The organism is Streptomyces sp. NPDC014889 (genome assembly GCF_043081205.1).
Classification (GTDB): Bacteria; Actinomycetota; Actinomycetes; order Streptomycetales; family Streptomycetaceae; genus Streptomyces.
Map to the genome: position 1 here is coordinate 22,453 of NZ_JBIBWH010000026.1, position 22,279 is coordinate 44,731.

The 22,279-nt window shown below is 69.3% G+C and carries 19 protein-coding genes; 6 read left to right on the plus strand and 13 right to left on the minus strand.

What is annotated here, in order from left to right; translation table 11 throughout:
• Nucleotides 1–171 precede the first annotated feature (171 nt).
• From ACF09J_RS34245 to ACF09J_RS34290, 10 genes are all read right to left on the minus strand, one after another.
• Nucleotides 172–1,023, minus strand: coding sequence for an amidohydrolase family protein (locus tag ACF09J_RS34245; RefSeq protein ID WP_392309366.1), 852 nt, complete (start codon nt 1,021–1,023; stop codon nt 172–174).
• Nucleotides 1,020–1,331, minus strand: a complete 312-nt coding sequence (locus ACF09J_RS34250) for an L-rhamnose mutarotase (protein WP_392309367.1) — start codon at nt 1,329–1,331, stop codon at nt 1,020–1,022. Before ACF09J_RS34250 ends, ACF09J_RS34245 begins: the two co-directional genes overlap by 4 nt.
• On the minus strand, nt 1,328–1,978 hold the full coding sequence (locus ACF09J_RS34255; protein ID WP_392309368.1) for a lactate utilization protein C: 651 nt from the start codon (nt 1,976–1,978) through the stop codon (nt 1,328–1,330). The genes ACF09J_RS34250 and ACF09J_RS34255 overlap by 4 nt, the downstream gene beginning before the upstream one ends.
• Nucleotides 1,975–3,441: a LutB/LldF family L-lactate oxidation iron-sulfur protein gene (locus ACF09J_RS34260; protein WP_392309369.1), complete on the minus strand. Its 1,467-nt coding sequence runs from the start codon at nt 3,439–3,441 to the stop codon at nt 1,975–1,977. The genes ACF09J_RS34255 and ACF09J_RS34260 overlap by 4 nt, the downstream gene beginning before the upstream one ends.
• The gene (locus tag ACF09J_RS34265) at nt 3,441–4,178 is read right to left on the minus strand and encodes a (Fe-S)-binding protein (protein WP_392309370.1); all 738 of its coding nucleotides are present in this window, start codon (nt 4,176–4,178) and stop codon (nt 3,441–3,443) included. Before ACF09J_RS34265 ends, ACF09J_RS34260 begins: the two co-directional genes overlap by 1 nt.
• Nucleotides 4,178–5,167, minus strand: a complete 990-nt coding sequence (locus tag ACF09J_RS34270; protein ID WP_392309395.1) for an aldo/keto reductase — start codon at nt 5,165–5,167, stop codon at nt 4,178–4,180. The genes ACF09J_RS34265 and ACF09J_RS34270 overlap by 1 nt, the downstream gene beginning before the upstream one ends.
• A gap of 2 nt (nt 5,168–5,169) precedes the next feature.
• The gene (locus ACF09J_RS34275) at nt 5,170–5,931 is read right to left on the minus strand and encodes an SDR family NAD(P)-dependent oxidoreductase (RefSeq protein WP_392309371.1); all 762 of its coding nucleotides are present in this window, start codon (nt 5,929–5,931) and stop codon (nt 5,170–5,172) included.
• Nucleotides 5,928–7,295, minus strand: coding sequence for an L-fuconate dehydratase (locus ACF09J_RS34280; protein WP_392309372.1), 1,368 nt, complete (start codon nt 7,293–7,295; stop codon nt 5,928–5,930). The genes ACF09J_RS34275 and ACF09J_RS34280 overlap by 4 nt, the downstream gene beginning before the upstream one ends.
• 11 nt (nt 7,296–7,306) lie before the next feature.
• A complete protein-coding gene (locus ACF09J_RS34285) occupies nt 7,307–8,158 on the minus strand; it encodes a fumarylacetoacetate hydrolase family protein (protein WP_392309373.1) in 852 nt (283 codons plus the stop codon).
• 848 nt (nt 8,159–9,006) lie between these two features.
• Nucleotides 9,007–9,699 carry a FadR/GntR family transcriptional regulator gene (locus ACF09J_RS34290; protein WP_392309374.1) on the minus strand — a complete coding sequence of 231 codons (693 nt, stop codon included), beginning with the start codon at nt 9,697–9,699 and terminating at the stop codon, nt 9,007–9,009.
• Nucleotides 9,700–9,962: 263 nt separating this feature from the next.
• On the opposite strand from ACF09J_RS34290, the gene ACF09J_RS34295 reads away from it, so the two are divergent.
• Nucleotides 9,963–10,094 carry a transposase gene (locus tag ACF09J_RS34295; protein WP_392309396.1) on the plus strand — a complete coding sequence of 44 codons (132 nt, stop codon included), beginning with the start codon at nt 9,963–9,965 and terminating at the stop codon, nt 10,092–10,094.
• A gap of 126 nt (nt 10,095–10,220) precedes the next feature.
• Here the strand turns inward: ACF09J_RS34295 and ACF09J_RS34300 are convergent, their stop codons facing one another.
• The 3 genes from ACF09J_RS34300 to ACF09J_RS34310 all read right to left on the minus strand — a co-directional run bounded on the left by ACF09J_RS34300 (nt 10,221) and on the right by ACF09J_RS34310 (nt 13,317).
• Nucleotides 10,221–11,048, minus strand: a complete 828-nt coding sequence (locus ACF09J_RS34300; protein ID WP_392309375.1) for a carbohydrate ABC transporter permease — start codon at nt 11,046–11,048, stop codon at nt 10,221–10,223.
• Nucleotides 11,045–11,854, minus strand: coding sequence for a carbohydrate ABC transporter permease (locus ACF09J_RS34305; RefSeq protein WP_392309397.1), 810 nt, complete (start codon nt 11,852–11,854; stop codon nt 11,045–11,047). Before ACF09J_RS34305 ends, ACF09J_RS34300 begins: the two co-directional genes overlap by 4 nt.
• 179 nt (nt 11,855–12,033) lie before the next feature.
• Nucleotides 12,034–13,317, minus strand: a complete 1,284-nt coding sequence (locus tag ACF09J_RS34310) for an ABC transporter substrate-binding protein (RefSeq protein ID WP_392309376.1) — start codon at nt 13,315–13,317, stop codon at nt 12,034–12,036.
• 112 nt (nt 13,318–13,429) lie between these two features.
• Here ACF09J_RS34310 and ACF09J_RS34315 point away from each other — a divergent pair, with 112 nt between their 5' ends.
• From ACF09J_RS34315 to ACF09J_RS34335, 5 genes are all read left to right on the plus strand, one after another.
• Nucleotides 13,430–14,653, plus strand: coding sequence for an ROK family protein (locus tag ACF09J_RS34315; RefSeq protein WP_392309377.1), 1,224 nt, complete (start codon nt 13,430–13,432; stop codon nt 14,651–14,653).
• 33 nt (nt 14,654–14,686) lie between these two features.
• Nucleotides 14,687–16,840, plus strand: coding sequence for an alpha-galactosidase (locus ACF09J_RS34320; RefSeq protein ID WP_392309378.1), 2,154 nt, complete (start codon nt 14,687–14,689; stop codon nt 16,838–16,840).
• 447 nt (nt 16,841–17,287) lie between these two features.
• Complete coding sequence (locus tag ACF09J_RS34325; protein ID WP_392309379.1) at nt 17,288–18,706, plus strand: glycoside hydrolase family 28 protein; 1,419 nt, start codon at nt 17,288–17,290, stop codon at nt 18,704–18,706.
• On the plus strand, nt 18,703–20,127 hold the full coding sequence (locus ACF09J_RS34330) for a glycoside hydrolase family 28 protein (protein WP_392309380.1): 1,425 nt from the start codon (nt 18,703–18,705) through the stop codon (nt 20,125–20,127). Before ACF09J_RS34325 ends, ACF09J_RS34330 begins: the two co-directional genes overlap by 4 nt.
• Before the next feature lie 29 nt (nt 20,128–20,156).
• Nucleotides 20,157–22,004, plus strand: a complete 1,848-nt coding sequence (locus ACF09J_RS34335; RefSeq protein WP_392309381.1) for an alpha-L-fucosidase — start codon at nt 20,157–20,159, stop codon at nt 22,002–22,004.
• Nucleotides 22,005–22,279: the final 275 nt, after the last annotated feature.

Genomic DNA, 22,279 nt, shown 5'->3' on the forward strand with positions numbered 1-22,279 from the left:
TCGTACTGATCCCGACTGCGACGACGTGGGCGGGATCGAACGACTGGATGAAGGTGTTCCTCACCGTTCGCCGCAGTGAGCAGCGCCGTCATCGCAACCTGGACGAACCGGGCAGGGTGGCTCCGCAGCGCCCGCCTGAACGAGATCGCCGGCGGGCGCATGTCGGGGGGCCTACAGTCGGTAGACGCGGATCGCGTTGCCCCGGAACACCGCTTCCTTCTCCCTTGGGCCGAGTGCCTCCGTGAGCGATTCTGCTATCCCGACGACCCCCGCGTAGTCCGCCTCCAGGGTGCAGACCGGCCAGTCGGATCCGAACAGCAACCGCTGCGGACCGAAGGCGTCCAGGACTGTGTCGGCGTAGGGCTTGAAGTCCTCGGTACGCCAGCCGCCGGGGGCGGCCTCGGTGACCAGGCCGGAAAGTTTGCACACGGTGTTGGGCAGAGCGGCCAGGCGGTGCAGGCCGGCGGCCCAGGGGTCGAGAGCGCCGGTGGCGATCGGGGGCTTGCCGAGGTGGTCGAGAACGAAGGTCAGCCCAGTGAGCCGGGCGGCTGCGTCGATCGCGGCGGCCAGTTGGTGTGGTTTGACGACGAGGTCGTAGACCAGCCCGGCCTGGGCGACGGCGGTCAGGCCGCGCCGTACGTCCGGGCGCAGCAGCCAGTTCGGGTCCGGCTCCTCCTGGACCTGGTGACGGATGCCGACCAGCCGGTTCCCGCCGGGCCGTTCGCGCAGGGCGGCGATCGCGTCGGCGACATCCGGGGCGGTGAGGTCGGTCCAGCCGACCACCCCGGCGACCAGGTCGCTGCTGGCCGCGAGGGCCAGCAGTTCGGGTGTCTCCTCGGGCACGCAGACCGTCTGGACGACGATCGTGCCGACAACGCCCACTGTCCGCGCCTCGGTGGCGAGGTCAGCGGCCGAAAAGGACCGGGCGAGCGGGGCGAGGGCTTCGCCCGTGATCCACGGCTGTGGCCGGGCCGTGAGGTCCCAGACGTGGTGGTGCGCGTCGATGATCGGCCGCCCGGTCACAGCTCCCACACCACCGGGAGTCCGGCCTCGGCGCCCGCCTCGGAGTAGTCGTGGACGACGTCGAGGAGGTCGGCCATCCGGGCCTGCCAGGCGACGTTGACCGGGAGGTGTTCCAGTTCGGCGAGCAGTCGGGTGTAGTCCTCGCACTCCAGCAGGTGGAACAGCTCGCTGCCGCTGCGCCAGATGGTCCACGAGCTGACGCCCGCGGCCCGGATGGCGGTGGTGAGTTCGGCGGGCACCTCACGGTGGGCAGACTCGTACTGCGCGATCCGGTCCGCGCGTACGCGGGTGTGCAGGGCGATCCTCATGGCTGCTCCGGGTGGGTGGGGTCGACGATGACGACATCCAGGGTGCGGGGTCCGTGGACGCCCTCCACCCGGTCGAGTTCGATGTCGCTGGTGGCGGACGGGCCGGAGACGAAGGTCAGCGGCCGGGCCGGGTCGAGGCGGCGAAGGGCGTCGGGGACGTCGGCGGCGATCTGCTCGGCGCGGATGACGCACAGGTGGTAGTCCGGGACGAGGGTGAGGGCGCGTCTGCCCTGCCCCGGGCCGGTGTCGAGCACGAGGGTACCGGTGACGGCGATGCCCACCGCCGCGAGAGTGAGCGCGCCGTCCAGTGCGTCCAGGGCCGGCACGTCGAGCGGTTCGCTGTGCCACTGCCAGTCGCCGGGCGGGAGCAGTTCGGCGGGGAAGCCTTCGGGCAGGGCGAGGCGACGGGCGCGGCGGGCTGTGAGGGCGGCGGCGATGGCGGCGGGCAGGCCTGCCGGATCGGTGCGGGTGACGGTGGCGCGGTAGTCCGCGACGCGTTCGGCGAACAGGGCCACGATGTCGTCACCGGGCTGGATGTGGCTTCGGCGGTAGTTCCGGGGAATGGGCACGTCGACCGGAGTCTCGTCGGCGGGGACGTCGGCGAGGGCGGCTTCGATGCGTCCGAGGATTGCGTCGCGGCTGCTCATCGGTCACCTTCTCGGTTCTTGCGCCACCAGGTGCGGAAGGTCTCGGCGGGCGGTGCCGGCGTGTCCCGGGTGCCGGACCAGCCGTGCAATGGGCCGGGCAGTCGGCCGATGCGCCCGCGCCGGGCCAGGGCGCGGCCGCCGAGTGCCGCCGCTTTCTGTGCCGCGGCGAGGAGTCGCGGGGAGTCGAGGAGGGTGGCGGCGGCCTTCATCGCCACCGCCTCGGCAGTGGGCAGGCGTGCGGCGCGGCGCTTCGACTCGACGGCTTCGGACCGCAGGTGGACGAGCAGCTCCGGGATGTCGATCTTCACGGGGCAGACGTCGTAGCAGGCCCCGCACAGTGTGGAGGCGAAGGGCAGGGTGGCCGCGTTCTCGACCCCGACCAGTTGCGGGGTGAGGACGGCGCCGATCGGCCCGGGGTAGACGGAGCCGTAGGCGTGGCCCCCGGTACGTTCGAAGACCGGGCAGACGTTGAGGCAGGCGGAGCAGCGGATGCAGGCGAGGGCCTGGCGGCCGACGGTGTCGGCGAGTGTGTCGGTACGGCCGTTGTCGAGCAGTACCAGGTGGAACTGGGTCGGGCCGTCGCCGTCGGTGGTGCCGGTCCAGGTGGAGGTGTACGGGTTCATCCGCTCGCCGGTGGAGGAGCGGGGCAGCAGTTGAAGGAAGATTTCCAGGTCGGACCAGGTGGGGACGACCTTCTCGATGCCCATCACGGTGATCAGGGTCTCCGGGAGGGTCAGGCACATCCGGCCGTTGCCCTCGGATTCCACGACGACGACAGTACCGGTGTCGGCGACGGCGAAGTTGGCGCCGGAGACGGCGACCCTGGCGGTGAGGAACTTCTGCCGCAGGTGCAGTCGGGCCGCCTCGGCGAGTTCGGCCGGGTCGTCGGTGAGGCCTTCGGGGGCAGGACGGCCCCAGTGGCCCATCTCGGAGGCGAACAGATCGCGGATCTCGGTGCGGTTCCGGTGGATCGCCGGGACCAGGATGTGCGAGGGTCGGTCGTCGCCCAACTGCACGATGAGTTCGGCGAGATCGGTCTCGTAGGCGGTGATGCCGGCCTCGGCGAGGTGCTCGTTGAGGCCGATCTCCTGGGTGACCATGGACTTGACCTTGACGACCTCCGACTCGCCGGTGAGCCGGACGAGTTCGGTGACGATGCGGTTGGCCTCGGCCGCGTCGGCGGCCCAGTGCACGGTGCCGCCCGCCGCGGAGACCGCCTCCTCCAACTGCACCAGATACCCGCCGAGATGGCGGGCGGTGCGCTTCTTCACGGCGGCGGCCGATTCGCGCAGTGCCTCCCAATCGTCGACTTCCGAGGCGACCGCGAGGCGCTTGTCGCGGATCGTGGCGGTGGCCCGCTTCAGGTTGGCCCGCAGTTGCGTGTCGCCGAGGGCGCTTCGGGCGGCGTCGGGGAACGACGGAGAGCCGAGCCAGACGACCCCGCGGTCACCAGGGTTGCTCATCACGCGGCTCCTTCGGTGGCGGCGAGGATCTCGGCCAGGTGCATGGTCCGCACGGCGCTGCCCTGCCGGGAGAGGCCGCCGCCGATGTGCATCAGACAGGAGTTGTCAGCGGCGCACAGCACGTCGGCGCCGGTGGCCAGGACGTCTCGCGTCTTGTCGGTGAGCATCGCGCCGGAGGTATCGGCGTTCTTGACGGCGAAGGTGCCGCCGAAGCCGCAGCAGGAGTCGGCGGCCGGGAGGTCCACGAGGTCGATGTCCTCGACCTCGCGCAGCAGTCGCAACGGCCGGTCGCCGAGGCGCAGCCCGCGCAGGGAATGGCAGGTGGGGTGGTAGGTGACCCGGTGAGGGAAGCGGGCGCCGACACCGGTGACGCCCAGCACGTCGACGAGAAACTCGGTGAACTCGTGGACCCGGGGCACCAGTTCGTCGACCTGCTGCTGGAGGGCGGTGGGCCCGTACTCCCTGGCCAGCACGGGGTGGCTGTTGCGGATCATGCCCGCGCAGGACGCGGACGGGGTGACCACGGCGTCGTAGTCGGCGAAGGTCCGCGCGAAGCGGGCCATGAGGGGAACCGCCTCCGGGCGGTAGCCGGTGTTGAAGTGCATCTGCCCGCAGCAGGTCTGCTCCTGCGGGAAGTCCACGGTGTGGCCGAGCCGCTCCAGTACGGTCAGCACGGCCCGGCCGGTGCCGGGGAAGAGGGTGTCGTTGAAGCAGGTGATGAACAGGGCGACGCGCATCAGCGCTCCTGTGCGGGAGTCGGGACATCCGGCGACAACAGCCCGAGCTCCTTGATTTCCGCCCACAGCGCGTCCGGCACGGGGCGGTTGAACAGGGAGGCGGCGTCCTCGGCCTCGGCGGCACTGCGGGTGCCGACCAGGACGCTCATGACGGCGGGGTGTCCGAACGGGAAGCGCAGGGCGGCGGCACGCAGCGGCACGCCGTGCCGCTCGCAGACGGTCCTGAGCTCGAGGGCGCGTGCCACGAGGTCGTCGGGCGCGGCGGCGTAGTCGAAGGTGGCACCGGGGCGGGGGTCGGCGAGCAGGCCGGAGTTGAAGACGCCGCCGATCACGACCCCCACGCCGCGGTCGGCCGCGAGGGGCAGCAGGTCGATGAGGCCGCGCTGGTCGAGCAGGCTGTATCGGCCGGCCAGGAGGACGGCGTCGATGTCGGTCTCGCGGATGAAGCGGGTCAGCAGTTCGGCCTGGTTCATGCCGGCACCGATCGCACCGAGCACGCCTTCGCCGCGCAGCCGTTCCAGCTCCGGGTAGGCCTCCTCCAGGGCCTGCTCGGCGTGGTCGTCCGGGTCGTGCAGATACGCGATGTCGATCCGGTCGAGGCCGAGGCGTTCCAGGCTGTCGGCGAGGGAGCGGCGGACGCCCTCGACGCTGAAGTCCCAGACACGGCGGTGGGTCGCGGGGACGGCGAAGCCGGCTGCGAGGTCGGTTCCGTCGGTGTCCGCGGGTTCGAGCAGCCGGCCGACCTTGGTCGACAGGGTGTATTCGTCCCGGGGGCGGTCGCGCAGGGCGGCGCCGAGGCGCCGCTCGGACAGGCCGAGGCCGTAGTGCGGGGCGGTGTCGAAGTACCGCACGCCCGCGTCCCAGGCGGCGGTCACGGCCTGTTCGGCCTGGTGGTCGGTGACCGGGGTGAAGAGGTTGCCGATGCCGGCCGCGCCGAAGGAGAGCTCGCTGACCCGTACGGCGCTGCTTCCGAGCCCGTTCTGGCGCACGGTCACGGCCGGGGCTCCGGTCGCAGGCGCAGGCCGGCCATGCCGCCGTCGACCGCGAGGGCGGTACCGGTGGTGCTCCCGGCGGCCGGGGAGGCGAGGTAGACGATGGCGGTGGCCACCTCCTGGGCGGTGACGAGGCGGCCGGTGGGCTGGCGGGCTTTGAGCGCGGCGCGTTCGGCGGCCGGGTCCGGGGCGGCGTCCAGCAGCCGCCCGATCCACGGGGTGTCGACGGTGCCGGGGTTGACGCAGTTGACCCGGATTCCCTCGCGGACGTGGTCGGCGGCCATGGCCAGGGTGAGCGAGAGCACGGCGCCCTTGCTTGCGGAGTAGAGGGCGCGCTGGGGCAGGCCGGCAGTGGCGGCGATGGAGCAGGTGTTGACGACCGAGGCGGCGTCCGAGTCACGCAGGTACGGCAGGGCGGCGCGGGTGGTGCGGACGATACCGAGGACGTTGACGTCGAGCACGCGGTGCCACTCTTCGTCCGGGTTGTCCGCGACCGTTCCGGCGGCGCCGATACCGGCGTTGTTGACCAGGATGTCGATGCCGCCGAGCTCCCCGGCGGCCGCTTCGACGGCCGAGCGGACGGAGCGGTCGTCGGTGACGTCGGCGGTGTGGCCGCGCAGCGGGGCGCTCACGCCGCGAGGGTCGAGGTCGAGGACGGCGACGTCCGCGCCGCGCTCGTTCAGGAGCTGGGCGGTGGCCAGTCCGATGCCGGAGGCTCCTCCGGTGACCAGGGCGGTGAGCCCGTTGAGTTCGGTCTTCATGCGTGGTCCTCCGTGCCCGTGTCCGTCGTGTCCGTGCCGGGTCCGGCCAGGGCCGCGTCGGCCGTCCAGAACGCTCCGTCGGGGAAGCTGTAGGTGTCGATGGTGGTCCGGTGCATGGTGGCGGAGAAGCCGGGCGTGGTGGGTGCCCGGTAGTGCCCGTCGATGATCACCACCGGGTCCAGGAAGTGCTGGTGGAGATGGTCGACGTACTCGATGACGCGGTCCTCGGTGGTGCCGGTGAGGGCCACGTAGTCGAACATCGACAGGTGCTGGACGAGTTCGCACAGCCCGACGCCGCCGGCGTGCGGGCACACCGGGACGCCGAACTTGGCGGCGAGCAGCAGGATGGCGAGGTTCTCGTTGACGCCGGCCACGCGGGCGGAGTCGAGCTGGAGGACGTCGATGGCGTCGGCCTGCAGGAGCTGCTTGAAGACGACGCGGTTCTGGACGTGCTCGCCGGTGGCGACCTTGACGGGGTGGACGCCACGCCGGACGGCGGCGTGACCGAGGATGTCGTCGGGGCTGGTGGGCTCCTCGATCCAGTACGGGTCGAACTCGGCGAGTGCCTTGGTCCATTCGACGGCCTCGCCGATGTTCCACCGCTGGTTGGCGTCGATGGCCATCCGGACGTTTGGTCCTACGGCCTCGCGGGCCGCACGGCAGCGGCGGATGTCGTCCTGCAGGTCGGCGCCGACCTTGAGCTTGATTTGGGTGAAGCCCTCGGCGACGGCCTGCTTGGCGAGTCGGGTGAGTTTCTCGTCGGAGTAGCCGAGCCAGCCCGGGGAGGTGGTGTAGGCGGGGTAGCCGCGCCGCAGCAGCTCGGTGGCCCGGTCGCCGGCGCCCTGCTTGCCCGTGCGTAGGAGTTCCAGGGCCTCGTCGGGGGTCAGGGCGTCGGTGAGGTAGCGGAAGTCGACCTGGGAGACCAGCCACGCGGGGTCGGCGTCGGCGAGGAGCTGCCACAACGGCTTGCCCTCGCGTTTGGCCGCCAGATCCCAGACCGCGTTGACGACGGCGCCGATGGCCATGTGCATCACGCCCTTTTCCGGCCCGAGCCAGCGCAGCTGGCTGTCGCCGATCAGGTCGCGGTACAGCGAGCCGGGATCGGCGCACAGTTCGGCGACCGGACGTCCGACGACGTGCTCGCGCAGCGCATCGATGGCGGCGACCTGGACATCGTTGCCGCGGCCGATGGTGAAGGTGAAGCCGTGGCCCTCGTGGCCGCCCGTGGAAGTACGCAGGACGAGGTAGGCGGCGGAGTAGTCGGGGTCGGGATTCATCGCGTCGGACCCGTCCAGCTCCCGCGAGGTCGGGAAGCGGATGTCGTAGGTGTCGACGGCGGTGATCCGCGCGGTGGTTGCGGACAACTCGGTGCCTTTCACGCGTTGATGAGCGTCTGGCGCTGGGTGCCGAGCCCGTCGATGGACAGCTCGACCACATCCCCCGCGCGCAGATATGGGGTGCCAGGCAGGCCGAGGGCCACGCCGGCCGGGGTGCCGGTGTTGATGACGTCGCCGGGGCTCAGCACCATGTACTGGCTCAGGTACCAGATGAGGTATGCGACGTCGAAGATCATGTTCTTGGTGTCGCTGTCCTGGCGGACCTCGCCGTTGACGGACAGGCGCAGGCCGAGTCCCTGCGGGTCGCCCACCTCGTCGGGGGTCACCAGCCAGGGGCCCAGCGGGTTGAAGGTCTCGCAGGACTTGCCGAGGTCCCACTGGGCGGAGTACTCCAGCTGGAACTCCCGCTCGGAGACGTCGTTGCTGATCGCGTAGCCGGCGATGTGACCGGCCGCCTCGGCCGGGCCGGCCAGGTAGCGGGCCTCGACGCCGATGACGACGGCGAGTTCCACCTCCCAGTCGGTCTTGACCGAGCCGCGGGGGATCCGCACCGGGTCGTGGGGGCCCACGACGGTGGAGGGGTCCTTCATGAAGACCACCGGCCGCTCAGGGACTGCCGCGCCGGTCTCCTCGGCGTGGTCAAGGTAGTTGAGTCCGACGCACACCACCTTGCCCGGACGGGCGACGGGAGCGCCGATCCGCCGGCCGGCCACCTCCAGGCGCGGCAGCGAACTCTCGGCCAGCGCCTGCCTGACCCGGTCGACTCCGCCGGAGGCGAGGAAGGGCCCGTCGATGTCGGTGGTCAAGCCGGTGAGCGCGAACGCGGTGCCGTCCTCGCCGAGGACCGCGGGCATCTCCGCTCCCGGCTCCCCGATCCGCAACAGCCTCATGTGTTTCTCCCGTCGTCGCTCCGGAGGTCCAGACCCTCCGCCACCTTCAATACATCGGAGGACTCTCGGAGCCTTGACCATACGAGCGACTATCGCGACGTCGCAAGAAGTCCTCCGATCTTTCTTCCGGAACCTGGCTCTCGCAACCCTCATACGCACAGGTCAACATGGAGGTAACGAGTCCTCGCGATCAGAAAAGCCGGGCGTCACCATTGAGGTTCAAGGGTTCTTGATACCGCAAGCCAGCCGATGACTGCGCAGGTGTGCTCCGCTACAGGTTCCGTCACGGACCGCCACGACCGCGGAGCGGCCTTCCTCCCGGGTGAGGGCGGGAGAAAGGCCGCTCCGCCCCGCCGCCCAGTTTCCCCGGGAGGATCCTCCCCCTCCCCGCGCCAGCCCTTCGCCCCGGTGCCCGCCCAACTCGGCGCGGGCACCGGGCATCCCAGCCAAGGAGGTCAGCACCATGAAGCCCTCCTCCAGAACCGCGGCCACGGCCGCCACCGTGACACTCCTGGCGGGGTTCACTCATCCGCGATCACTGGAAGATCGAGTCACTCCACCACATCCGCGACGTGACCTTCGCCGAAGACGCCTTCCATCTGCGGACAGGCGCCGCACCCCGCGCCGTGGCGACCTGGACGCAACCTCGCCATCGGCGCCCTTCGCATGGCGGCAAGACCAGCATCGCTTCCGCCCTTCGGCGCAACGCCCGCGACGTCCGCCGGCCGCTCACCCGCCTCGGACTCACATGATCACGGGTTGGACCTCGAGCAACTTTGCCGAAGCCCTGGGCCGACACCCGCAAGGTCTGACACAGGAATCAGGGAAGCAGTAGTAGTGACGCGCCGTCAGAACGCGGACGTGCTCCCGCCGAGGGTGCCGTGCAGCCACTGTTCGACGCCGGCGACGTGCACCGTCATCCAGGACCGGGCCAGCTCGGGGTTCCGGGCGGCGATGGCCTCGCAGATCGCCCGGTGCTGGTCGCGGGTGCGCTGCACCGCACCCTCTTCGGTCAGCCCTCGCCAGATCCGCGCCCGGGCGGTAGGCCCGGAGATTCCGTCGATCAGCGAGCAGAGTACCGGGTTACCGGAGCCGGAGGCGATCAGGCGGTGGAACTCGAGGTCGTTGGCAATGAGTTCCTCCAGCGAGGGCTCCCGCGGAAGACGGTCGAGCACCTCCTCCAGCGCGGCGACACCTTCGTCCAGCATCACCGCCGCCGCCATGGCCGCGGCGGCCGGCTCCAGGATCCGGCGAACCTGGAGGAAGTCCAGCACCGTGTCGTCCTGATGGAAGTCGACGACGAAGCCGAGCGCGTCCAGCAGCAGGTCGGGCTCCAGGCTGGTCACGTACGTCCCGTCGCCCTGGCGCACGTCCAGCACTCGTATCAGCGAGAGCGCCTTGACCGCCTCCCGCAGGGAGTTGCGCGACAGCCCCAGCCGCTCGGCCAGCTCAGCCTCCTTGGGCAGCCGCTGCCCCGGGCGCAGCTCGCCTTCGACGATCATCGCCTTGATCTTCTCGATCGCCTCGTCGGTGACCGGCACAGTGGTGACCTCCTCATGCTGCGACCGCGATTATACATCGGATGAATGAACGCCGTGAACGAAGGTTGAACTGATCCGCCGCCTGGCCGCCCCGACCGCAGGGTGCGACGCCAGCGCCGCAAGTCCGACCCCATCGACGCGGAGAACGCCGCCCGGGCGGTGCTGGCCGGCACCGCGACCGTGACCCCGAAGAGTGCTGAGGGCACGGTGGAGATGATCCGCCATACCAAGATCGCCCAGGACACGGCCGCGAAGGCCACCGGCTGCTCCCCGTCCCGGCTTCCTCGGGCAGGACCGACCGCCACAGGCTCAACCACGGCGGCCACCGGCAGCTGAACTCCGCGCTCTACCGGATCGTCATCGTCCGGATGCGCTTCCACCAGCCGACCAGATGATCAAAGCCCGCCCAGAAACCGCCGGAGCAGCTTGACGAACTATAGGGGCGTCAGCGCCGTGAGCGAGGCGTTCAACAGCGTCCTCAAGAACCCCACGACATCCACATCCGAATGCAAACCACCGGCTCAGCCCTTCGTGGCGCCACCGGTCAGGCCGCGCACGAACTGCTTCTGAAACGCGAGGTAGAAGGCCAGTACGGGCAGTGTGGCCAGCAGCATGAAGGCGAACACCGCGCCGAAGTCCTGCTGGTAGGGGCCGATGGAGCGGAATATCCCGACCGTCACGGTGTTCCCGGCTCCGGGGCCCAGGACGAGCAGCGGTGTGAGGAAGTCGTTCCAGACCCAGACCCCGAGGAAGATCAGCACGCTGGCCGAGGCCGGTCGCAGGAGTGGGAAGACCACCTGCCAGAAGGTCCGGAACCGCCCGGCACCGTCGACCGCCGCGGCCTCTTCGAGCTCGCACGGGATCGAGCGGATGAAGCCCATGAAGACGAACACGGCGAACGGCAGGTAGTACCCGACGTTGACCAGCACGGCGCCCGGCATCGTGTGCATCAGCCCGATGGCGTCGAGGATCCGCGTGATCGGCAGCATGATGACGGCGGGCGGGATCATCAGGCCGGCCAGCATGACGCCGAGGACGGCACGGCTCCACCAGCGGCCCGACCGCACGAGGTGGTACGCCGACATCGCGGCCAGCACGGTGGTGATGAGGATCGATGCTGTGGTCAGGATGATGGAGTTGGCGAGGCCGTACCAGAACAGTCCATCCGGCCGGGTCAGCACGTGCTCGAGGTTGTCGAGGGTCGGCGGAACCGGGAGCGCCAGCGGCGATGCGACGACCTCGGAGCTGGGTTTGAAGACGTTGACCAGCGCCACATAGAGCGGTAGGCAGAAGACGGCGGCCACGCTGGTGGCCAGCAGCGGGCGTGCCCACGGCGTTCGGGGGTTCACAGGTCCACCTCTCTGCGTTGCAGGAGCTTCAGCGTGGTCACGCTCGCGGCCGAGACGAGGACGAGCATGATCCCGGCCATCGCGGACGCCATTCCTGGGCGTTGCTCGGAGAAGGCGGTGCGGATCACGTCGAAGGCGACGGTGGCCGTGCCGCCCGTGCCGGGGCCGCCGTTGGTGAGCACGGCGATCTGGTCGTAGACCTTGAACGTGCTGATCATCAGCATGACGGTGTTGATCGTCAACGCGGGCGCGAGCATCGGCCAGGTGATGGCGCGGAACTGTTGCCAGGGTCCGGCGCCGTCGAGGCTCGCGGCCTCCTCGAGTTCGGTGGGGATTCCCGCGAGCGCAGCGAGATAGACCACGATGGCGAAGCCGAGCATCTGCCAGACCATGATCCCGGAGACGGAGTAGATCGCGTACGACGGATCTGTGAGCCAGCCTGGCGGGTTCTCGATCCCCATCGAGACGAGCGTGCTGTTCAGCAGGCCGTCGTCCGCCAGGATCGAGCGCCCGATCACCGACACCACCACGGCGGAGAGAATCACTGGTGTGAAGTAGACGCTGCGGAGAAGGCTGTAGAGCCGGCCCTGCCGGCGCAGCAGCAGGGCGATTGCGAGACCGAGCAGGTTCGTCAGCAGCACCACGATCACTGTGATCACAGCGGTGTTCCACAGGGAGTGCCGGAACCCCTCGTCCCCGAGGAGGTGACCGTAGTTGTCCAGGCCGACGAACGAGGTCTTCGATCGGGTGGCGCGCTCATCGGTCATCCCGATGTAGAGGGTCCACAGGATGGGAGCCAGGACCATCGCGGTAAAGACCGTGAGGGTCGGCAGGACGAAGACGACGAAGGCTCCCGCCGACGGCCACGTCCAGGTGCGGCGCCTGCTCGGCCCACCCGTGCGCCCGGACGAGGCAGCAGTGGGCTGACCAGCCGGCGAGATTCCTCCAGTGGCAACCACCCCCGTCCGGGTGCGCGTGGTGTGCGTCACTTCGCGAGCTCCTTGAACTTGGTGTTCAGCGTCGTGACGAACTTGCCCACGTCCGAGCGGTCGTTGAGGAGATCGTTCAGCCCGGCGTCGACCGCAGGCATGAAGCCGGACGGCAGGGCCGGGATGCCGCTCTCGTCGCCGAAGTTCGGCGTCACCGTCCCGCTGGACTGCGCGTTCTTGTAGAGATCGAGGGTCTCGTTGTACAGGGGCGGGAGGCCGGCCGGCGGCTTGTAGCCCTTGAGGGCGATGAACAAGCCGTCGTAGCGCGCCCCGCCGTCGGCGTTCAGCTTGGAGAACTCGATGGCCCACCGCTTGGCCTTCGCGACATCGTGGGCCTTGGCACTCACCGAGAGTCCGCCACCGGTGAACGCGGGCACGACGAGCGAGCCGTCCTGCGTGGGCATGGGGAAGGCCCCGATCTGCTTCTGCTGCGCCTTGTCCGGGGCTGCCGCGAACCACGAACCCATCGGGTACATGGCGCCCTTGCCCGCGAGGAAAGCGTCCTGCGCCTGTGCGTAGGTGGCCGACAGGTTGTCGACGTTCTTCTTGCCCGCCAGTGCCTTCATCTTGGTCGCCGCTTCGACGAACAGAGGGTCGCTGAAATCCGTCTTGCCGGCGACCAGTTTGTCGAGCCACTTCGGGTCCTTGGCGTAGACCTCGGTGGCCATCAGTTGGGAGAAGGTCCACCGCGGGCCGAGGCCGTCCGGTGCACCGCTGCCGATGACGAACGGCGTGATCTGCGACGCCTTGAGCTTTCCGACCGCGGCGAGCAGGTCGTTCCATGTCTTCGGAGGTCTGGTGATGCCCGCCTTCTCGAAGTCCGCCTTTCGGTAGTAGATCTGCCAGCTCTGCGTGTTGGTGGGCAGCTGGTAGATCTTGCCGTCGAAGCTGTTCGCGGTCGGGGTGACCCAGTCCGCCAGTTCCTTCCGGCTGAACTGAGCGAGCTTGCCCGCCTGTGCCAGTCCGGCAGGGTCGATCGCGACCATGATGTCGGGCAGTGCGCCGGTCGAGTCCAGTTGGCGCGCGTACTCGTTGCGCTGCTCGGCACTGGGCGCGACGAGCTTCTTGATCTTCACCCCCGGCACCTTGGCACTGGTCTTGGCGATGATGTCGTCCCAGTACTTGGCGGTGAGGTTGGGGGTCTCGAAGGTGAGCAGGTTCAGCGTCACGGCGCCGCCCGCTTCGTTCCCATCCGTGTTCCCGCCCCCGACGGCACAGCCCGTCAGTACGACCAGGCCCAGTGCCCCGGCCATCGCGACGCAGTTGGTCCGCTTGCCCATTGAGGCCTCCTTGCTGGTCGAACCCACCAGGGATGTCGCTCGGCCAGAATTAGGTAAAGTAACTTTCTTGGCAATATTGCCGGTGGGGCGTCAATCTAGATAGCGTGGCGCTGTGAGTCAAGACACACGTGAAACCCGGGGCGCAGCGGCTCCCGCCGGCCGTGCAGGCGATGCCGGTCTGCTGCGCAAGCTCAACCTCGCAGCCGCGGTGCGGGCCTTTCTCGACACCCCGTCGCTGACGGTCCGCGACGTGCGTTCGATCGTCGGAGTCTCCCGCCCCACCGCCGAGGAACTGCTGGCGACGCTACTGGACCAGGGCTTCGTTCGTGAGGTGGTCGGGCGTCCGAACGGCGAGCGGCCCGCGGGGCGGCCGGCCCGGCGCTACGAGGTCGTGGCCGAGAACTTCGCCGTCGTCGGAGTCGACATCGGCGCCCACAAGGTGGCCGTGGTCATCAGCAACCTGCGCGGGGATGTCGTGGCTGTGCGCAGGCGCAGCGTGGATCCTGGTCTCAGACCGGCTGGGCGCATCGGGGCTGCGGCGCGTCTGATGGAGGCGACCGTTCGGCAGACCGGGACGAGCTGGGAGCACGTCCGCTCGGTGGCTTGTGGCATTACCGGCGTGGCGGCCAATGGCTCGGAGGTCAGGGACATCCGCACAGTTCCTGCGGGCCAGGACCTCGACGTCTACTCGCTGCCGGGCTTCGACGAGATCGACGTGGTCTCGGAAGTGTCGGGGCGCTTCAAGCGCGACGTGCTGGTCTCCAACGACATCCACCTCGCGGCGGTGGCCGAGCAGTGGCAGGGCGCCGCTACCGAGGCACGCGACCTTGTCTACATGCACGCCGGCCACCGCCTCGGGGCCGCGATCGTCATCGGCGGGCAGATCCACAACGGACGCCACGGCCTGGCGGCGTCCGTCGGCGCCATGAAGATCCTGGGGTGGGCCGACGCGATGACGAAGCTCCACCACGAGAGCCGCAAGCTCGCGGGCTCGACCGCCGAGGAGGCCACAGGCGACGACGTCCGGGCGCTCTTCGAAGCGGCCGCGAACGGAGACCGCACTGCGGTGCGCACCGTCGACCGCGTCGCCACGGCCCTCGCCCTGGGCGCTTCCACCCTGGTCCACGCCGTCGACCCCGACCTCGTCGTGCTCGGCGGCGGTCTGTCCCGCGCTGGGGACGTTCTCGCCGGTCCGTTCCAGCGGCACTTGGCCGCGACCTCCCTCAACTCGCCGGAGTTCCGCGTGTCCCTGCTCGGCGACGAGTCCGTCGCCCTCGGCGCTGCCCGGTTGGCCCTCGATGATCTCAAGGCGCGCCTGCTCGCTGTGCACACCTGATCCGCTCCTCTCACCGCATCAAGGAGTCACCGAATGATCGAGCCCGGACGCGTCGCCGTGCCCGCGCCCACCGCCCCCGTGTCCCTCTCCGGTCTCGGCGGGACCGAGACCACGACGATGGTCCTGCTGCCGCGGGCGGACGGCTTGCCCGACATCGGGTGGGTGGGGCTTTCCTTGGCGGCGACGGACGTCCGCTCCCTGACGATCCCAGCCTCGGTCGAGACCACGGCCTGGAACTCCTGGCTGATCGGCTCACCGGTCAGCGTGCTCCCGGAGCACGCGCGAGGCTACCTGGGACGGCCTGCGCTGCTCGGCCACCGGGTGGGCCCCGAAGGCCCCGGGAGCGACTGGTCCACCGCGTTCGGTCCTGGTTCCGTGGGGTGTGCCGACGACTCGCTCGTGGTCGAGGCCACCGACGAGGCAGCAGGACTCGGACTGCGCTTCGAGGCCGAAGCCGTCCCGGGGGGAGGGCTCCGCCTCCGGCACCTGCTGACCAACGCCGGCGCCGGTCCCTACGTCGTTGACGCGCTCGACGTGGTCATCCCCGTTCCGACCGGCGCGGGCGAGATCCTCGACTTCACCGGGCGCTGGGGCCGCGAGCGGCAGCCCCAGCGCCGTGCTCTCGCGGACGGGCAGTGGGTCCGGGAGCACCGCCGCGGCATGCGCATCCTCGACGGCACCGGTCTGATCGTGGTCGGTACCCCTGGCTTCGGTTACGGCGACGGTGAGGTGCTCGGCGTCCACCTCGCCTGGAGCGGCAACCACCGGTATGCCGTCGAGCAGCTCAGCTCCGGCGTCGCCGTCGTCAGAGCCGGCGAGTTGCTGCACCCGGGCGAGTTGGTCCTCGCTGAGGGCGAGACATACGCCATGCCCTGGGTGCACGTGACCGCGTCCGCGTGCGGGCTCGACGGCCTGGCGGATGCGACACATCAGTACGTCCGGTCACTCGCGGCCCATCCGTCCCCACCCGCACCCGTCATGTTCAACCCGTGGGAGGCGGTCTACCTCGACCAGGATATCGACACGTTGACCGCGCTGGTCGACATCTCGGCCAGGCTGGGCGCCGAGCGTTTCGTGCTCGACGACGGGTGGTTCGTGGGCCGCACTTCCCTCGACGACGGCCTGGGCGACTGGACCCCGGACCCCGCGGTGTGGCCGGACGGGCTGGCACCGCTCGTGGACCGGGTGCACGGGAAAGGGATGGAATTCGGCCTCTGGTGGGAGCCGGAGGCCGTCAACCCGACCTCGGCGGTCTACCGCGCCCATCCCGACTGGATCCTGCGGACGGGCGACCGGTCGCCCGTGCTGGAACGCAACTGCTACCTGCTCGACCTCAGCCGCGAGGACGTACGGGCACACCTGCTCGACGCGTTCGACCGCCTGGTGGCGGCGCACCGGATCGACTTCGTCAAGTGGGACCACAACCGCGACCAGATCGACTGCGGCGGCTCGCGCGACTCCGGCCGTCCTGCGTCACGGCGGCAGACCCTTGCCTTCCGCGAGCTCCTCGACGAGCTGGCTCGCCGCCATCCCGCCGTCTCGTGGGAGAGCTGTGCCTCGGGAGGCGGCAGAATCGACCTGGACGTGCTGGCGCGGGTCCAGAGCGCCTGGACCTCCGACGCCACTGATCCACTGTCCCGCCAGCCGATCCAGCACTGGACCGCCCAGCTGGCCCCGTTGGAGTACCTGGGCGCCCACGTCACCGCGCCGGTCTCCCACCAGACCGGCCGAACCAGCACCCTGGACCTGCGCGCAGCCACGGCATTCTTCGGCCAGTTCGGCATCCAGTGGGACCTCACGAAGGTGCCGACCCACGAACTGGACCGCCTCGCGTGCTGGATCGACCTCTACAAGCGCCACCGCGCGCTCCTGCACACGGGCCGCTTGACACGTGTCGAGCTGCCCGACGGTCTGCTCGCGCATGGAGTCGTCTCTCGGGACCGGTCGGAGGCGCTCTTCTCCTACGCCCAGATCGACGAGATCGTGCCGGTGCCACCGCGGCTCCGCATCCCGGGACTCGACCCGGACCGGAGCTACCGCGCCTCGCTTGTCGCTCCGCCCCACCCGTCGGTGACCTGGGAGGTTGCGGGCATTCAGGCATCCGGTGCGGCGTTGGGGGCACTTGGGCTACCGGGTCCTGCGCGGGCCCCCCAGAGCGCGGCGCTGGTCCACCTGCGCGCGGCCTGATCCGGCGATCCGAGACGTTCCCCGCTGACCTCGTGATTCGTGAATTGAGTGATCTGGTCTGGGTGTACTGCCTTGACAGATCCGATGTATCGCAGGACCTTGTTCGAGCACGCGGATCGAGGGAGCTCCTCATCCTATCGGAAATGCCCCCGCCGACGCCCGCAGGAGCCGCTGTGTTCGCCCCTCAGCCAGGCATCCGGCTTCACTCCGAACGCTGTCGTGCTGGGTCGTCGGCGGTGTTGCACTCGTCACTGTTCTCTGCGCCTGTGGAGCGCCCGACCGAAATACATCCGATGAAAGGGGTGAGCCCGTCGTGCAACGCTTCGTCGATCCGCCCCAGTTGGTGACCCGCGGCCAGGACGACGACTGGGCCGCGTGGACAAACAGCATCCCGCACTGACATCCCTCCACACGTTCCAAGGAAGGTGACCGTCGTTGTACGCGCCCTTGTCCAGACGAACGACCCTCAAGGCGGCCGGCCTCTCGGCCGCCATGGCGGTGGCGCTGCCCGGCCGGGCAGCCGCCGCGCACCCCGACGCCGTGCCCGTCGGCCGGGACGACCCCTGGCGTCAGGTCCCCCGCATCCTTGCCCGTATCCACCCGCCGCACTTCCCGAGCCGTTGGTTCGACGTCCGTGACTACGGCGCCGTCGCCGACGGGACGACCCTGTGCACCGGTGCCTTCCGGCGCGCGATCGCGGCCGCGCACCACGCGGGCGGCGGCCACGTCGTCGCCCAGAATGGCAGGTACCTGACAGGAGCGATCCGGCTGCTCAGCGGCGTGGACCTCCATGTGGCCGAGGGCGCTGTGATCGCCTTCAGCCCTGACCCCGCCGACTTCCTACCCGCCGTGCTCACCCGCTGGGAGGGCACCGAGTGCTGGAACTACTCGCCGTTCATCTACGCCTCCGGGCAGCGGAACGTCGCCGTCACCGGTGGCGGCGTTCTCGACGGACAAGCCCGGCTCGGCCCTTGGGAAAGCTGGTATCGCACCGGCGGACTGCAGAGTCCGGACCAGAAGCTCCTACGGAAGATGGGCAGTTCGGGCACCCCCGTGGAGGACCGGGTCTTCGGCGCCGGCCACCATCTGCGGCCCCAGATGGTGCAGTTCCACCGCTGCCAGAACGTCCTGGTCAGCGACGTCACCCTGATCGACCCGCCCATGTGGACCGTGCACCCGGTGCTCTCCTCCAATGTGACGGTGCGCGGCATCACCGTCGACAGCAGCCTGTACAACACCGACGGCTGCGACCCCGAGGCCAGCCGCGACGTCCACATCACGGGCTGCCGCTTCAACACCAACGACGACTGCGTCGCCGTCAAGTCGGGACGCGACGAGGACGGCCACCGGGTCGGCATCCCCAGCGAGAACATCGTCGTCCAGGACTGCATGTTCTCCGGCCGCTGGGGCGGCCTGACCGTCGGCAGCGAGATGTCCGGTGGTGTGCGGAACGTCTTCGCCGAGCGCTGTGTCATCAATTCACCGGATTTCCCAGGCCGTTACCCCGTGAAGTACCCGGTGTACATCAAGGCGAGCAAGAAGCGCGGAAGTTACGTCGAGGGCGTGCACATCCGCCGTTTCACCGGACAGGCCGTCGAACGGGAGGCCGTCTACGTGACGATGGACTACAACGGCGGCGAGGGCGGCACCCTGCCCGTCGCCGTCAGCGACATCACCGTGCGCGAGACCCGGCTCGACGGCGCCCGTTCCGTCCTCGGACTCGTCGGCCTCGAGACCGACCACCTGCGCGGAGTCCACCTCGCCGACTGCGACTTCACCGGCGTGCGCCAACCGGACAGCACGGCTTTCACGGACGACCTGACATTCGAGCGGGTCACCGTCAACGGAGTCGAGGTGCGACGATGAGCCCCACACGCCGCGCCCTGCTGCGGGCCGCCGGAGCCCTCACGGCCGCCGCCGCGCTGCCCCCTCTGCTGCCCGGGGCGGCCCTGGCCGCCGCCGACCGCACCGTGCGTGACCTGGCGCGCGACCCCTGGGAGAGGGTCCCGAGGATCCTCGCCCGCATCCGTCCGCCCCGCTTCCCCCGCCGCCGCTTCGACATCCGCGACTTCGGCGCCGTGGGCGACGGCACCACCAAGAACACGGAGGCGATCCGGCGCGCCATCGACGCCTGCCACCGGGCCGGCGGCGGCCATGTCGACGTACCCGAGGGCCGCTTCCTCACCGGCGCGATCCATCTGCGCAGCGGCGTCGACCTGCACGTCACCGGCACCGTCCTGTTCAGCACCGACCCGGCCGAATACCTGCCCGTCGTACTCACCCGCTGGGAGGGCACGGAGTGCTGGAACTACTCGCCCTTCGTCTACGCCCTCGACCAGCGTGACTTCGCGATCACCGGCACCGGCGCCCTCGACGGACAAGGCATGACCGGGCCCTGGAAGAGCTGGCGCGACCCCGGCGGCGGCGCCCCCGTCGACCAAGCAGAACTGCGCCGCATGGGCGAGGAGGGCGTCCCGGTCGACCAGCGCGTCTTCGGTGAGGGCCACTACCTGCGTCCCAGCATGGTGCAGTTCTACCGCTGCCGGAACATCCTCATCGAGGGTGTCACCTTCCTCGAACCCGCCATGTGGACCCTGCACCCGGTGCTGTGCACCAACGTCCTGGTCAAGGACGTCGACGTGATCGGCCGCATCGCCAACAGCGACGGCTGCGACCCCGAGTCCTGCACCGACGTCCACATCACCGGCTGCCGCTTCCACACCGAGGACGACTCCATCGCCGTCAAGTCGGGGCGCGACGAGGACGGACTTCGCGTCGGCGTACCGAGCCGGAACATCGTCATCCAGAACTGTGTGTTCTCCGGTCGGTGGGGCGGACTCGCGGTCGGCAGCGAGATGTCCGGCGGGGCGTACGACATCTTCGCCGAGGACTGCAGGATCAACCCCCTCGACTTCCCCGGCCGTTACAACCCCCGCCACCCCGTCTTCCTGAAGACCAACAAGAAACGGGGCGGTGCCATAGACGGCGTGTACGTGCGCCGGTTCCAAGGGCGGCAGATCGACCGCGACTGCATCTATCTGACCACCCGCTACTCGAACCAGACCGGCGACCGCCCAGCGGTCATCCGCAACGTCCGCGTGGAGCACATGGTCCATGACGGCGCCCGTCGCGCCATCAACCTGGAGGGACTGGACTCCGACCCGTTCCTCGGCATCCACATCGAGCATTGCGACTTCACCGACATGGCGAACCCGAACATCATTCGGTCCGCCCCGGATCTGGTCCTGAGGAAAGTGTTCGTCAACGGAACAGAGGTGACCGCGTGAATCGCACCGTCCCCACCGGATCGCATCAGGTGAGCGGTACCAGAACCCGCACCGGCCGGCGCAGGACCGGAGCGCTGTGGGCGGCCGTACTCTCCCTGCTCGCCGGGCTCGCCCTGACCGCCACCCCGGCAGCCCAGGCCCAGAACGCCGCCCCCGCAGCTCCGGAATCTGCCGCAGCGCCCGCCTATCCGCCCCGCCAGAACATGCTCCGCAACGCCACCGCGGGACTCTTCCTGCACTGGGGCATGTTCACCGCGCCCAAGCACTACACGTGCGAGTCGTGGGAGGAGGCCGTCACCGACGGCGGCTGGACCCCCGACTACTGGATCGACGAGGCGAAGAAGATCAAGGCGAGCTACATCGTCCTCGCCACCTTCCACTCCCGCCTCGGCTACGCCCGCCCCTGGCCGTCGAAGATCCCCGGCTCCTGCTCCACCAAGCGGGACATCCTCGGTGAGCTGATCGACGCCGCCGAGGCCAAGGGCCTCAAGACCATTCTCTACATGACCGACGACCCCAAGTGGCACGGCGAACAGGGCATCGAGACCCTCGACTCGGCCGCCTACTCCGCCTACAAGGGCCGCGACGTCGACCTCACCACCCGCCCCGGCTTCGGTGAGTTCTCCTACGAGAACTTCTTCGAGGTCATGCACAACTACCCGAAACTCGCGGGCTTCTGGATCGACAACAACAACGAGTACTGGATGCAGAACAACCTGTACGAGAAGATCTACGAGACGCGTCCGGACATGACGCTCAGCAACAACAACGAGGACACCCCGATCATGGACATGGTGTCCCACGAGCAGAAGACCGGGATGACCCCGGCCTACGACCAGCCCTCGGCGATCTGGACCCCGATGCCGCGGCTCGCCGAGTCCTGCTACAAGGTCCCGGACTCCGGCTCCTGGTGGTACGACGGCAAGGACCAGCCCGTCACCACCGACCTCAACGTCGACCGATACATCGCCAACGCAGGCAACTCCGTCCGGTCTTTGATGGACTTCACCGCCATGGTCGACGGCAGGTTCCCACCGCGGCAGGAGAAGTTCATCAACTTGATGAAGGACTACCTCCCGCCCATCTGGGAGTCCCTGCACGGCGTGGACGGCGGCGGCTTCATGTACGGCGGCATGCAGCCGGGCGCCTGGAACGACGGCGCGTACGGCTACGTCACCGTCAGCCGCGCCCACCCGGACACCACCCAGTACATCCACGTCACCACCCGCCCCACCACGGGCGATCAGGTGAAGATCCGGGACAACGGCCACCGCGTCAAGGGGATCACCGACCTGCGCACCGGCAAGAACATCCCCTTCGACCAGCACGACGGCACCCTCACGATCCGGTCGGTCCAGGACTGGGACCCGTACGACACCGTCTTCAAGGTCGAGACCACCAGTCACCGCCAGGGCGTCTACCCCTCGGGCACCGTCACAGCCGACGCCCCGGCCCTGACCGACGGCGACTTCACCACCTACACCGACAACAAGGGCAAGCTGCCCGTCTCCTTCACCCTCGACCTCGGCGAGGAGCGCAAGGCCGCCTACCTCGCCGTCAACCAGCGCGAGTGGTCCCCGACCCACAACCGGGAGACCTTCGGCCGCAAGGAGGACTCCGCACGCATCAAGAACTACTCGGTCTCCGCGAGCGCTGACGGCGTCCACTGGCGACAGGTGAAGGAAGGCGTCCTCGAGAGCGCCCGCGGCGTCCGCTTCATCGACCTCGGCGAGCCCGGCGGCCCGGTCCTGAAGACCCGCTACCTCAGGCTCGACGTCGCCGACACCTGGGCCGAGCCCACCGTGTCCAAGTTCTACAAGCAACTCCAGATCGACGAGATCCAGGTCGGCTTCATGTACCCCAGGAACCACGGCTGAGGCCCGCCCGTCCCCAGGCGCCGCCCGACGGCATCCGCCGCCGGGCGGCGTCCCCTGTCATCGCCGGGTTCAGTGCGGGAACCCCATCGGCCGCACCATGACCTCACACGGTCGCACACATCGGATCAATTTCCGGCCGCCGGAATGCGTAGGGTTAACTGTCCGTATTTTGAGGTCCAAATCGTTGACAGACATCGGACCTCCTTTCCATACTCTCGGCTTACGGCCCCGTGGCCTTGACATCGGTGGCCGTCGCTCGTGAAGTCTTGGCGGCC

What these genes read in the sequence shown, in the direction of transcription:
- ACF09J_RS34250 (WP_392309367.1), bottom strand. Translation starts at nt 1,331, where the DNA reads ATGAGGATCGCCCTGCACACCCGCGTACGCGCGGACCGGATCGCGCAG.
- ACF09J_RS34255 (WP_392309368.1), bottom strand. Translation starts at nt 1,978, where the DNA reads ATGAGCAGCCGCGACGCAATCCTCGGACGCATCGAAGCCGCCCTCGCC.
- ACF09J_RS34260 (WP_392309369.1), bottom strand. Translation starts at nt 3,441, where the DNA reads ATGAGCAACCCTGGTGACCGCGGGGTCGTCTGGCTCGGCTCTCCGTCG.
- ACF09J_RS34265 (WP_392309370.1), bottom strand. Translation starts at nt 4,178, where the DNA reads ATGCGCGTCGCCCTGTTCATCACCTGCTTCAACGACACCCTCTTCCCC.
- ACF09J_RS34275 (WP_392309371.1), bottom strand. Translation starts at nt 5,931, where the DNA reads ATGAAGACCGAACTCAACGGGCTCACCGCCCTGGTCACCGGAGGAGCC.
- ACF09J_RS34285 (WP_392309373.1), bottom strand. Translation starts at nt 8,158, where the DNA reads ATGAGGCTGTTGCGGATCGGGGAGCCGGGAGCGGAGATGCCCGCGGTC.
- ACF09J_RS34305 (WP_392309397.1), bottom strand. Translation starts at nt 11,854, where the DNA reads ATGGTCCTGGCTCCCATCCTGTGGACCCTCTACATCGGGATGACCGAT.
- ACF09J_RS34310 (WP_392309376.1), bottom strand. Translation starts at nt 13,317, where the DNA reads ATGGGCAAGCGGACCAACTGCGTCGCGATGGCCGGGGCACTGGGCCTG.
- ACF09J_RS34320 (WP_392309378.1), top strand. Translation starts at nt 14,687, where the DNA reads ATGATCGAGCCCGGACGCGTCGCCGTGCCCGCGCCCACCGCCCCCGTG.
- ACF09J_RS34330 (WP_392309380.1), top strand. Translation starts at nt 18,703, where the DNA reads ATGAGCCCCACACGCCGCGCCCTGCTGCGGGCCGCCGGAGCCCTCACG.